Annotated in this window: 14 protein-coding genes; 1 reads left to right on the top strand and 13 read right to left on the bottom strand. The window is 62.7% G+C overall.

Features of this window, described 5'->3' with window-relative positions; genetic code table 11:
- Nucleotides 1-5 precede the first annotated feature (5 nt).
- From BJD99_RS19600 to BJD99_RS19575, 6 genes are all read right to left on the bottom strand, one after another.
- The gene (locus tag BJD99_RS19600; RefSeq protein WP_084348811.1) at nt 6-1,307 is read right to left on the bottom strand and encodes a dihydroorotase; all 1,302 of its coding nucleotides are present in this window, start codon (nt 1,305-1,307) and stop codon (nt 6-8) included.
- On the bottom strand, nt 1,304-2,251 hold the full coding sequence (locus BJD99_RS19595; RefSeq protein ID WP_084348810.1) for an aspartate carbamoyltransferase catalytic subunit: 948 nt from the start codon (nt 2,249-2,251) through the stop codon (nt 1,304-1,306). Before BJD99_RS19595 ends, BJD99_RS19600 begins: the two co-directional genes overlap by 4 nt.
- Entirely contained in the window at nt 2,248-2,847 is a 600-nt protein-coding gene (gene pyrR, locus BJD99_RS19590; RefSeq protein ID WP_084348809.1) for a bifunctional pyr operon transcriptional regulator/uracil phosphoribosyltransferase PyrR, read from the bottom strand. Before pyrR ends, BJD99_RS19595 begins: the two co-directional genes overlap by 4 nt.
- 117 nt (nt 2,848-2,964) lie before the next feature.
- Nucleotides 2,965-3,540: a transcription antitermination factor NusB gene (gene nusB, locus BJD99_RS19585; RefSeq protein WP_084348808.1), complete on the bottom strand. Its 576-nt coding sequence runs from the start codon at nt 3,538-3,540 to the stop codon at nt 2,965-2,967.
- A 1-nt stretch (nt 3,541) separates the two neighbouring features.
- Entirely contained in the window at nt 3,542-4,105 is a 564-nt protein-coding gene (gene efp / locus BJD99_RS19580) for an elongation factor P (protein ID WP_084348807.1), read from the bottom strand.
- 54 nt (nt 4,106-4,159) lie between these two features.
- A complete protein-coding gene (locus tag BJD99_RS19575; protein WP_084348806.1) occupies nt 4,160-5,263 on the bottom strand; it encodes a Xaa-Pro peptidase family protein in 1,104 nt (367 codons plus the stop codon).
- Between the two features lie 105 nt (nt 5,264-5,368).
- Here BJD99_RS19575 and BJD99_RS19570 point away from each other — a divergent pair, with 105 nt between their 5' ends.
- Nucleotides 5,369-6,025, top strand: coding sequence for a B-4DMT family transporter (locus BJD99_RS19570; protein WP_084348805.1), 657 nt, complete (start codon nt 5,369-5,371; stop codon nt 6,023-6,025).
- 85 nt (nt 6,026-6,110) lie between these two features.
- Here BJD99_RS19570 and aroB read toward each other — a convergent pair whose 3' ends face one another.
- From aroB to ruvX, 7 genes are all read right to left on the bottom strand, one after another.
- Nucleotides 6,111-7,223 carry a 3-dehydroquinate synthase gene (gene aroB, locus BJD99_RS19565; protein WP_084348804.1) on the bottom strand — a complete coding sequence of 371 codons (1,113 nt, stop codon included), beginning with the start codon at nt 7,221-7,223 and terminating at the stop codon, nt 6,111-6,113.
- Nucleotides 7,224-7,233: 10 nt separating this feature from the next.
- Nucleotides 7,234-7,797, bottom strand: coding sequence for a shikimate kinase (locus tag BJD99_RS19560; RefSeq protein ID WP_084348803.1), 564 nt, complete (start codon nt 7,795-7,797; stop codon nt 7,234-7,236).
- Complete coding sequence (gene aroC / locus BJD99_RS19555) at nt 7,794-8,981, bottom strand: chorismate synthase (RefSeq protein WP_084348802.1); 1,188 nt, start codon at nt 8,979-8,981, stop codon at nt 7,794-7,796. The genes BJD99_RS19560 and aroC overlap by 4 nt, the downstream gene beginning before the upstream one ends.
- A gap of 12 nt (nt 8,982-8,993) precedes the next feature.
- The gene (locus tag BJD99_RS19550; RefSeq protein WP_084348801.1) at nt 8,994-9,584 is read right to left on the bottom strand and encodes an A24 family peptidase; all 591 of its coding nucleotides are present in this window, start codon (nt 9,582-9,584) and stop codon (nt 8,994-8,996) included.
- A gap of 95 nt (nt 9,585-9,679) precedes the next feature.
- Nucleotides 9,680-10,489 (bottom strand): shikimate dehydrogenase, encoded by an 810-nt coding sequence (locus BJD99_RS19545; RefSeq protein ID WP_084348800.1) that lies wholly within the window; start codon nt 10,487-10,489, stop codon nt 9,680-9,682.
- A gap of 6 nt (nt 10,490-10,495) precedes the next feature.
- Entirely contained in the window at nt 10,496-11,830 is a 1,335-nt protein-coding gene (gene mltG / locus BJD99_RS19540) for an endolytic transglycosylase MltG (protein WP_084348799.1), read from the bottom strand.
- Entirely contained in the window at nt 11,827-12,363 is a 537-nt protein-coding gene (gene ruvX / locus BJD99_RS19535; RefSeq protein WP_179142423.1) for a Holliday junction resolvase RuvX, read from the bottom strand. The genes mltG and ruvX overlap by 4 nt, the downstream gene beginning before the upstream one ends.
- Nucleotide 12,364: the final 1 nt, after the last annotated feature.

The following is a 12,364-nucleotide window of genomic DNA, read 5'->3' as shown; positions in this document are numbered from 1 at the left end:
GTCCCTTACGCTCCTGTCGGCGTTCGGATCACACCGTCGCGTGCGGTGATTCGCCCGCGTAGCAGCGTGGTGGTCACTTTTGCCGAGAACGTCATCGATTCGAACGGTGTGTTGTCGGCGACACTCGCCAAGTTCTTTCCCGTGACGGTCCAGCTTGCTTTCGGATCCACGACGGTGAGATTTGCGATCTCACCGACCTCGATAGGCCGGCCCTGATCCGGCAATCCCACGATCTCCGCCGGCCGCTCGCTCATGACTCGGGCAACTCCGCGCCAGTCGAGTAGTCCCGGCTCGACCATCGTCTGCACGACAATGGACAGTGCGGTCTCCAACCCGAGCATCCCAGGCTTTGCCTGCGCGAACTCGCAGCACTTGTCCTGTTCGGCGTGAGGCGCGTGGTCGGTCGCCACGCAGTCGATTGTGCCGTCGGCCAGACCGCGCCGTAGGGCCTCGACATCGGATGTCTCACGCAAAGGCGGATTCACCCGGTTGATCGCGTCGTACGTTTCGAGCCGAGAGTCGTCGAGAAGCAAGTGATGCGGGGTCACCTCGGCGGTGATGGAAATGCCCTGACTGCGTGCCCACGCGAGCAGGGCGACGGTTCCCGCAGTGGATGCGTGGCAAATGTGGACCCTCGCACCGGCGTCCCGCGCGAGAAGAGCGTCGCGGGCGACGATCGACTCTTCCGCTGCTCGCGGCCAGCCTGCCAGTCCCAGTCGCGCGGCCGTCGGGCCTTCGTGCGCGATGGACCCGACCGTCAGCCGCGGCTCCTCCGCGTGTTGTGCAATCAGCACTCCGAGCGAACTCGAATACTCGAGCGCGCGCCGCATGATCAAAGGATCGTCGACGCAATGCCCGTCGTCGGAGAACATGCGTACCTTGCCTACGCCCGCGGCCATGATCGCCATCTCGGCGAGTTGCTTTCCTTCGAGTCCGACGGTGACGGCACCTACCGGATGCACGTCCACGAGGCCGACCTCTTGACCGCGCCGCCACACGTAATCGGTCACCACCACCGAGTCGGCGACCGGGGACGTGTTCGCCATCGCGAACACAGCGGTGTAGCCGCCGAGCGCGGCAGCAGCCGAACCGGTTTCGATGGTCTCGGTGTCTTCGCGGCCGGGTTCACGCAGGTGCGTGTGCAGGTCGACGAAACCGGGCAGAACGATCTGTCCGCGCGCATCGACGACCTCGGCGTCACCGGCATCGAGATCTGTCCCGATCGCCACGATCTGACCGTCTTCGATCAGTATGTCTGTTTCCGGACCCTCGCCGTAGACGAGCACACCGGTGAGTACAACGCTCATTCCGCTCCTCCGTCCGAGCCGACGAGCAACCGAAACAGCACAGCCATGCGCACGTGAACTCCATTCGTAACCTGTTGCAGCACAGCAGTTCTCGGAGAATCAGCCACCGAGGACGCGATCTCCATGCCGCGAAGCATCGGACCTGGATGCAATACGATCGCGTGCTCGGGCAGCAGATCCATACGCTTCTGCGACAACCCGTACGTGATCGAGTATTCGCGAGCCGAGGGAAAGAACCCCCCGTTCATTCGTTCAGCCTGCACTCGAAGCATCAGTACGGCGTCGAGGCCTGGCAATTCGGCATCGATATTGTGCGATATCCGAACCGGCCAGCTCGAAGCTCCTACCGGCATGAGCGTCGGAGGTGCGATCAGCACCACTTCGGCTCCGAGCATCGACAGCAGGAGCGCGTTGGACCGTGCGACTCGGCTGTGCAGAATGTCACCGACGATGGCGACTCGTTTTCCTGCGATGGTCCCGAGACGCTGTCTCAGGGTCAACGCGTCGAGAAGCGCCTGGGTGGGATGCTCGTGCGTTCCATCTCCCGCGTTGATCACCGCCGGACCAGTGCCTTCACCCTGCCCCGCCGTCCACGACGCGATCTGGTGTGCGGCGCCCGATGCCGGGTGCCGCACTATCAGTGCGTCGGCTCCTGCGGCACGCAGCGTCATCGCCGTATCGCGGAGTGATTCACCTTTGGAAACCGATGAGCTGCTTGCACTGACGTTGATGACATCGGCGCTCATCCACTTTCCAGCGACCTCGAACGAGACGCGGGTCCTGGTCGAGTTCTCGAAGAACACCGTCATGATGGTGCGGCCGCGGAGGGTCGGAAGCTTCTTGACCTCACGGCCGAGCAACGCCTGCTCGAAACGATCGGCCTCGTCCAACAGCTGTGTTGCAGACTCGACGGTCAGGTCGGCCACGGAGAGAAGATGCTTCATGAGACCGCGCTCCCGTCGGACAAGCTGACCCCATCTCGACCATCACGTTCGGTGAACAGGACTTTCACGTCCTCCGATCGCGCCGTCGGGACGTTCTTTCCTACATAGTCGGCGCGCAGCGGCAACTCGCGGTGTCCGCGGTCGATCAGGACTGCGAGTTGGACGGCACGTGGGCGTCCGAGGTCGCGAAGAGCATCCAACGCCGATCGGACCGTGCGACCGGAGAACAGTACGTCGTCGACGAGGACCACCAGGGCACCGTCGACGCCGCCGGCGGGAACGGAGGTGCGTTCGAGTGGCCGGTGCGGCTTGTTTCGGAGATCGTCGCGATACAGGGTGATGTCGAGCGAACCCAGCGGCGGACGGACACCCGAGAACGCCTCGATACGTTCGGCGAGCCGATCCGCGAGGATGGTGCCCCGGGTCGGGATCCCGAGCAACACGACCCGCGGAGCATCGACGGAGTCGAGTGCTGTCTTCTCGATGATCTGATGTGCAATTCGCGCGATGGTCCGGCCGACATCGGCAGCGGACAACAGTTCTCGCGCGGACTCCGACTCTTCGGGCGGAGGTAACGGGCTTTCGGGCGCAGGCAAACTACGACCTCCTTCTCCGCCTCTCTGGACGGATCGTTAAAGGATGTCTGACAATTGGACAGCCTAGCAATGCATCATGCCCTCGAGCACTGCCGGGGCAGCCTGGCGTGACGGACATTACTCGTCGGAAGCGCGCTCTCGGTTTTCGACCGATGAGGTGTCTTCGCCAGTGCCATCCGGCTGAGAACTGGGTGTTGCAACACGCGAAGACACCGCCGCTGCTGCCGCGCGAACCTGCGGCGCGACGAGTACGATTTGGCCTAGCACACCGTTGACGAACGACGGTGAATCGTCGGTGGACAACTGCTTGGCGAGTTCGACCGCTTCGTCCACAGCGACGACGGGGGGAACGTCGACAGCGTGGAACAACTCCCATACCGCAACGCGCAGAATCGCACGATCCACCGCGGGCAGCCGCTTGAGTGTCCAGTCGTTGAGATGATCCGAGATCACACCATCGAGTCGATCCAAGTTCTCGGCCACACCGACCACCAAGGTCTCGGTGTACTCACTCACGGGGGCGATCGAATCGTCCGCGCGAGCAAGCTCGATGCGTTCTTTGGCGAGGTCCACCGGATCGGTGTCCCGTGCCTCTGCCTCGAACAGGAAATCTACAGCGCGCTTGCGGGCCTTGTGGCGCGCACCGAGCTTCTTCACAGGCTCGGTGCGCGCTGCTGCCTTCTTGGACGACACGTTAGGAATTCACACGCCCAAGGTAGTTTCCGTCGCGCGAATCGACCTTCAGCTTGTCACCGGTGTTGATGAACAGCGGAACCGAGATCTCGGCGCCGGTCTCCAAAGTGGCCGGCTTCGTGCCTCCGGTCGACCGGTCGCCCTGCAGGCCCGGATCGGTGTGCTTGACCTCGAGTTCGACCGTCACAGGTAGCTCCACGTAAAGCGGTGCCCCCTCGTGCATCGCGATCTGAACCCGAAGGTTCTCGAGCAGGAAACGAGCGCCGTCGCCGACCGTTGCCTCCGGGATGGCGAGCTGGTCGAAGGTGTCACCGTCCATGAAGACGTAATCGGTGCCGTCGTGGTACAGGTACGTCATGTCACGACGATCGACCGTGGCCGTCTCGACCTTGACGCCGGCATTGAAGGTCTTGTCGACAACTTTGCCGGACAGGACGTTCTTGAGTTTGGTGCGCACGAACGCGGGGCCCTTACCCGGCTTCACATGCTGAAATTCGGTGATCGTCCACAACTGGTTATCGATGCTGAGGACGAGACCATTCTTGAAATCGCTGGTGGAAGCCACTGGCTTTTATGTCTCCTCGTGTTCGCGTGTTCTTATCTCGCAGTGACCGTGATGTCACACGAGAGTGAGTTGCTTGCTGGTCATGGTGAGAAGCTCAGGACCGCCGGGGCGGACGATGAGTGTGTCTTCGATCCGAACGCCTCCGCGCCCTGAGAAGTACACACCCGGTTCTACAGTCACAGCAGCACCGCACTGCAGTGTACCGGTGCTCGTGCGTGCGATTCCCGGCGCTTCGTGGATCTCCAATCCGACGCCGTGGCCGAGTCCGTGCAGAAACAGTTCGCCATACCCGGCTTCTTCGATGACCGATCGCGCGGCAGCGTCCACAGATGCAGTGCTCACACCAGGGACGAGCGCATTCCTTCCAGCCGTCTGAGCGCGCAGAACCAAGTCGTACACATCTCGCTGCCAATCCGCTGGGCTCCCGATGGCCACCGTTCGGGTCATATCCGAGTGATATCCACCGACGAGCGCGCCGAAATCGAACTTCACGAAGTCGCCCGATTCCAGGATTGCTGCAGTGGGTCGGTGATGCGGCACCGCGGAATGCGCACCCGTCGCCACGATCGTCTCGAAGGAAATCCCGTCCGCGCCGTGTTCGACCATCAGCGACTCCAGTTCACGTGCCACGGCAAGTTCGGTACGGCCAGGCCGAATCGAACCACGCTCGACGAGCACGGCAAAAGCGTCGTCGGCCGCGCGGCAGGCCTCGCGTAGCAAGCCGATTTCGTACTCGTCCTTCACCATTCGAAGTTCTTCGACGAGACCGGGACTGCACACCAGATCGAGCGAGGCATTTCCCTCACTCCATCCTCGATGCTGATCGACGGTCACGACATGGCTCTCGAATCCGATGGCAGCGCCCCGCGGCGCATATTCGCTCGCCAGCAGATGTGCCGCCGAAGACCGGTCGATCACTGCACGAAGATCGGGGACTTGCTCGGCGACTTGACTGAGATATCGGCCGTCCGTGCAGATGACGGTTCTGGTTTCATTCGGTGAAGAATCACCGGTTCCGACGATCAACGCTGCGTTCGATCCAGTGAACCCGGTGAGATACCGAATGTTCAGCAGATCTGTGACCAGAAGAGAGTCGAGTTCCTTCGCGATCAAGGACTGTCGAAGAGCCGAGCGACGGGCAGCGAAATCTGCAGGCATTCCTACAACGTACCGCCGTCGCACGTTCGACCTTTGGGCGACGCGAAGACGCAGTTTGTGTGGGGCGCGCCACAGTGCCGCCCCGAAGCGGATACGCTGTCCCCCATGACAGGGTGGGTGGTACGCGGAATCGGAATGGGACTGATCAACGTCGGAGTGCGAATTCTGCTGGGTTTGGCAGTTGCGCAGTGGCCGTTGCATGGTTCGCAGCTTCGATGGTTGGGCTTGGCTGTGGTCTTGCTCGCAGTCATCGTGTGGGCTGGTATCGACGGTATTCGTGACCGTCGCGCAAACCCGGACCCGGATTACGGCGCCGATCTGACGATGCTGTGGCTCAAGGCAGCAATTGTCGGCGGTCTGCTCGCTGGACTGCTCGCATGGCTGATCGGGCTGATAGTGGACTTCAGTCTCGGCCAGAACTCACTGTTCTTCGAGATGACCTCGGGTGCAGCGTTCACCATTCTTCTGATCTTCATCCCGGCGACCATCTCGGTGTTCCTGGGCCGCCTGCTCGTCGGACGCGAGGCAAAGAAGAAGCTCGCGACATCCGATGCCGAACACGAACAGGAACGCCACGATCGTCATCTGGTCGGCGCAGGGACTACCGCCTCGAACCAGAGTTCGGCGGCAGACCAGAGTTCGGTAGCGGACCAGAATCGATGGGCCGACGACAACGCGGACACCGAGGTGTTCCAGGCTGTGCAGCCCGACGCCGAGGACCCGAAGGGCACTTCACACGGCGAGCATCCTTCCGAACACTGACTCTCGAACACAAGGAATCCCCCCTGTATTTTCGACCCATGGGCCGAAAATACAGGGGGGATTTTCCATTCGGATCGCGCCTCGATCAGAGCAAAATGCCCGAACTACCCGGTCCCGGGTCTTCCTTGGCGACTACCGAATATGCAGCGACGAGAAGAGCCGGATCAGGCCCTTCGAGCCTCCCCGGTTTCGCCAATCCGTCGAGCACGACAAATCTGAGCATCCCGGCGCGATTCTTCTTGTCGGTTTGCATTCCCTTGAGAAGATCACCGAATGCGTCGCCGTCGTATCCGACGGGAAGACCGACCGACTGGAGAATGCTGCGGTGGCGGTCGGCAGTGGCATCGTCGAGGCGGCCCGCAAGCCGTCCCAACTCTGCCGCGAACACCAGACCTACCGACACGGCTGCGCCGTGACGCCAGCGGTACCGCTCGCGTCGCTCGATGGCATGGGCGAGAGTGTGGCCGTAGTTGAGTATCTCCCGAAGGTCGGACTCACGTAGATCAGCAGCAACGACTCGGGCCTTGACTTCGACGGACCGGCGAATGAGCTCGGGTAGAACCGACCCAGTCGGGTCCATTGCTGCTTCGGGATCGGCTTCGATCAAGTCGAGAATGACCGGGTCCTCGATGAAACCGGTCTTGATGACCTCTGCCAGGCCGGAGACGATCTCGTACTTCGGGACCGTCTCCAACGTCGCGAGATCGATCAACACTGCCGAAGGCTCGTGGAACGAGCCCACAAGGTTCTTTCCCGCCTCGGTATTGATGCCAGTCTTGCCACCGACTGCCGCGTCGACCATCGCCAACAGCGTCGTCGGCACGTGGACCACTTTGACGCCACGCATCCACGTCGCGGCAACGAAGCCTGCGAGGTCGGTAGCCGCTCCCCCACCGATACTCACCACGGCATCGCTTCGGGTCAGTCCGATTCTGCCGAGAACCTCCCAGCAAAAACCGGCGACCGCGAGTTCTTTGCCGTCCTCTGCATCCGGGATCTCGATGCGGTGTGCATCGATTCCCTTCGCCGCCAACACCTCTCGGACGGCCTCGGCCGTCTCGGCAAGCGGCGGCTGATGGAAGATCGCAACAGTCTTCGTACCGAGGAGTTGATCGACCAGGTCGGTCAACAATCCTCTGCCGATGATCACCGGATACGGCGCTGCAGTATTGACCATTACGCGTACGGGGTCGGTCATCCGTTCACCTTCATCCACTCGACGTCTCGTTGTGCACTGTTGATGGCGTAGTGCCTTCCTGGGCATGATGTTGCTTCAGCTTCGCCACGACCTGTCCGACCACTCGGGCCGGGCTTCGCCCGTCCGTGCGAACGCGAATGGTGGCAACCGATCGATAGAGCGGACGCCGTGTGCGCATCAAAGCCTGGTATGTGGCGCGTGCATCCGGACCCGCCAGCAGCGGGCGGGATGTATTGGCCCCGGTTCGACGCAACCCCTCCGCCACACTGATTTCGAGGTAGACCACTGTCTGCGACGCCAGCGATGTGCGCGTGCGATCGGAGAGAATCGATCCGCCTCCGAGCGAGAGGATACCCTCATGGGTGGCAAGCGCGTCGGCAACGACCTGCTCCTCGATCACTCGAAACGCCTGCTCACCGTCCTGCGCGAAGATCTCTGGAATTGTACGACCGGTGCGGCGCTCGATCGCTGCGTCCGTGTCGAGCAACTCCAACTCGAGCGCCTGAGACACGCGCCTACCGATGGTGGACTTCCCTGCGCCGGGAGGCCCCACCAGCACCGCATAAGGAGTCATCGTGGTGGTCGGGCGGCGTTGCCCTTCAGGTAATGCGCTACGTTGCTCGTCGTCTCCGCCAACGAATCGCCACCGAACTTCTCGAGCACTGCCTGCGCCACGACGAGAGCTACCATCGTCTCGGCTACGACACCCGCAGCGGGTACCGCACATACATCGGAGCGTTGATGGATCGCGACCGCTTCTTCGCCGGTCGACATGTCTACCGTTGCGAGCGCGCGAGGAACAGTAGAGATCGGTTTCATCGCTGCCCGGACACGAAGAGGCTCCCCGTTGGTCATGCCACCTTCGATACCACCTGCACGGTTGGTCGATCGCAGGATCCCGTCCGGGCCCGGGGTGATCTCGTCGTGCGCGGCGCTGCCACGACGACGGGCCGTTTCGAAACCGTCACCTACCTCGACGCCCTTGATCGCCTGAATTCCCATGAGCGCTGCAGCAAGTCGCGCATCGAGCTTGCGATCTCCGCTGACGAACGATCCGAGCCCGACAGGAAGGCCATGTACAACGACCTCGACGACGCCGCCGAGGGTGTCGCCGTCTCGCTTCGCAGCCTCGATCTCGGCGATCATCGACTCACCGGAAGCTGCATCGAAGGCTCGCACCGGGCTCGCATCGATCGCGTCGAGATCGTTACCGGACGGCGGTGGACCGACGTAGGGGTCCGATGCGCCGATGGAAATGACGTGGGAGACGACATCGACGCCGAGTGCCTGTTTCAAGAAGCTGCGCGCAACAGTGCCGATCGCAACCCGCGCGGCAGTTTCACGGGCACTCGCCCGTTCGAGAACCGGCCTGGCGTCGCCGAACCCGTATTTCAACATTCCCGAGTAATCGGCATGCCCGGGACGGGGCCTGGTCAACGGAGCGTTCCGCGCCAACGCGTCGAGAACCGAAGGGTCCACCGGGTCCGCGGACATGACCTGTTCCCATTTGGGCCACTCGGTGTTGCCTACTTCGATGGCAATCGGGCCACCGATGGTCCGACCATGACGCACACCACCGGTGATCGTCACCTTGTCGGCCTCGAACTTCATCCGGGCACCGCGTCCGTAGCCCAGTCGGCGGCGAGCCAACTGATCGGCAATGTCGTCCGAGGTCACTTCGACACCCGCGACCATTCCTTCGAGGATGGACACGAGGGCAGGGCCGTGAGATTCTCCGGCAGTTATCCAGCGCAGCACGGCCTCATCTTTTCACGTCGGTGCAGCCGCGAGTGCCAGCAGGGTAGACACGCACATGGATGGGCCATGGGGAACGGTGCAATCTCTGCGGCCGAGTGCCGTCATCGTCACCCCCACCAGCCCGGTCAGCAGCGGCGGAAGAATCGCAACCAACGCCCACGTGTCGAGACCTGCCATCGCCGCAACACCGCCGAGTGGCCACGCCAGTTTGACGTCACCAGCACCGAACGCCATGGGCAGGCACACATGAACGAGGAGATAACTGCCGAACAGCGCCGCCGCACCGACAAGCATCGGCGCGATGTCACCGGAGAAAGCTCCGAGCAACAGGACAACGAACGCTCCAGCGCCTGTCAGCGGATTCGGTAATCGCCTGCACCCGACGTCGATGCACGCCAGCACCGAACACCACCAACTCAACAGCCCGAGCGTGATACCGCAACCGAGGAGCGATCCCGCCGACCACACCGCACCGAGCGCCAACGGAAGTCCGACGGCCTTCCACGACGGTGCCAGCTCTGTCACTGTTCGCTCGGTGACGAGTCCTACGCCCCATCCGATCGAACCGAACGCGAGTGCCCATCCCAGAGATGATGTGGTCATTGGGCAAGTGTGGAACTACTCCCGACCCACTCCGCGTCGGATTCCCAGGTGGACAACCGCCCTGTGTATCGGCGAGCCACCTGTGGATGAAACCGTCAGTAGGCTTCGATCACTGCCGTCATCGCCGCGCGCGGAGCGGATAGACCCGTGAATTGCTCGACCTGCCCGAAGGCTTGATTGAGCAACATCGACAGGCCCGAGACGATGATGCCACCGGCCGACTCCACCGCGGTCGCCAACGGCGTCGGCCATGGATCGTAAATCGCGTCGAGGACGATCGGCGCATGCGCAAGGGCCGCTGACACCGGTGAAGCGCCCTCTGCAGGCACGGTACTGACAACAACGGCCGCCGCGGCGGCTGCGCCGGGCAACGATCCGTCGGACATACCAAGGAACGCGGTCCTCAAGCCCGCCGCTTCGCCGCATGCGAGGGTCTCGCGGGCTCGATCTGCCGATCGTGCGACAACTGTCGCCGATCGTGCCCCCATTTCGGCGAGCGCGACGAGAGCCGGCCTCGATGTTCCGCCGGCTCCGACGACCATGACTGCCCGACCGGCGAGGTCGACGACACCGGCCTCGCGCAGCGCCCCCTTCACCCCATCGACATCTGTGCAGTCGGCTCGCCATCCGGTCTTGGTGCGCAGCAGGGTGTTCGCCGAGCCTGCGAGAACCGCGCGATCGGTTCTCGTGTCGGCGAACTCCAACGCCGCAACCTTGTTCGGCATCGTCACCGACAGGCCGACCCAGTCCGGACCCAGACAGCCCACGAGCCCGGGCAGTTGATCGGCAGAACACTCGATTCGTTCGTAGGTCCAATCGCTCAGGCCCAACGCACGGTAGGCAGCGAGATGCAACTGGGGCGATTTCGAATGGATGACCGGATTACCCAGAACGGCGGCGCGCATCGGTTTCTACCGTCCGCTGTCGAGGAATCCGTCCTCGACCTTTCCGATATTTGCGAGGTGCTCGTCGTAGTCGCGCGTGAACAACGTCTCACCAACCTGGTTGATGGTCACGAAGTACAACCAATCGCCATCTGCGGGTGCCTCGACCGCTTCCACTGCACCGATGCTCGGCGCCGCGATCGGGGTCGCCGGGAGTCCCTCCATGGCGTAGGTGTTCCACGGCGTCACTGTCGCTCGGTCCTCGTCGGTCGTGGCGACCTCGGTTGTGTCGAGGGAGTAATTCACCGTCGAGTCGAATTCGAGCTTCTGCGGTGCGGCCAGCCGATTGATGATGACGCGCGCTACCTTGCTGAAATCCGACGGAAGCGATTCACGCTCGACGAGAGACGCTGCCACCAACGTCTGATACGGGCTGAGCCCCGAGCTGGTGCCTGCGGTCAGTATCCCGGTGTTCTCGTAGGTTGCCGCACTTTCTTCCACGAGCTGTCGGAGAATCTCACCCGGTGCTGCGGTCGGATCGAAGTCCCACGTGCCGGCAGCAATGAGTCCTTCCAGCTGACGGTCTCGATCGGGGACCACACTCACCTCGGCCCGCGCCCATTCCGGAACACCCAACGCCATCGGCTCGGCGAGCCCACCTGCGGTGTTGAAGTCGGCGTAGGAAATACACGTCGGCGTGCCTGCACCTGTCGTGTCGATGCAGCTTGCTTCCGACAAGAGCGTGTAGATGCCCCTTTTGACAGCATCGGTATTGACGTCACGTGAATCGTGAAGTTGACGGCCCTCGGAAATCACGACGTTGCCGACTCGAGCGGACGGATCGACGAGTGCTGTCACTGCATCCTGAGCAGGTACGTGACTTTCGAGCAGGTAGTAGCCGGGCTGCACCGACGACATTGCCGGGTTGACGACGGCAGCTTCCATGAAGGCACCCGAACTCGCCACGATGCCTTTCTCGGTCGCCTCGACACCGATCTGATCTGCAGTGTCACCCGGCTGCACTCGCAGCACCACCGACGGCCCCGAACTACCAGCCGTGAAGTCCTCAGGGGCCACCGGGCCACCGACAAACCGGTCGTACACGAGGAAACCTCCCACTGCGATCACGATGACGAGGATCATCCCCAGCGCCAGCCCGACCTTGCGGCCGCGTCGCTTGCGCTTTCGGGCCGACCGGTCCTGCCGAACCTCCGCTCGTGAACGTCCCACCTCCTGCGGACCGCCACGAGTCACAGCGTGATGAAATTCGCTGCCTTCGTCGACCTGATACCCGATCGGATCCGTCAGCGCTTCGTCGTCGTACTCGTACTTCCCCCGGTCCGTGGACCTTTGGTTGTTCACTCGACCTCCGGCGTTGGATCGGTCTCTGCCGATTTCAGCCGCGCGGACCGCTCATCCAGCCACCCCTGCAGGATTGCGACCGCAGCAGCTTGATCGATGACCGAGCGCTGTGATTTCCCCCGCACACCACTGTCTCGAAGTGCACGCGTCGCAGTTACCGTAGTCAATCGCTCGTCCGACATCCGAATCGGCACGCCGGGCAGTCGCCGCGACAATACTCGTGCAAAACCCTCAGCTGCCTTAACCGCGGATCCACTCTCTCCTCGCAGAGTGCGTGGGAGTCCGATAACCACCTCGACCGCCTCGTACTCGGTGACGATCTCGACGACACGCGCGACGTCGGATGCGTCCGATCCTTTGGGCTTGGACCGCACGACAGTCTCCACCGGGGTCGCGAGTACGCACCGTGGGTCGCTGACTGCAACACCGACACGTACGCTTCCGACGTCGATTCCGATTCGACGTCCGAGGCCGGGATCGTCCGCTCCTGGACGGTCCGGAAGGCCGGGAGGTCGACGAGAGGGATCCGGCACG

The sequence above is a fragment of the Rhodococcus sp. 1163 genome, from assembly GCF_002091985.1.
Classification (GTDB): Bacteria; Actinomycetota; Actinomycetes; order Mycobacteriales; family Mycobacteriaceae; genus Rhodococcoides.
The sequence above is the reverse complement of the archived record's forward strand: the minus strand, read 5'-3'. Positions and strand labels throughout refer to the sequence as shown.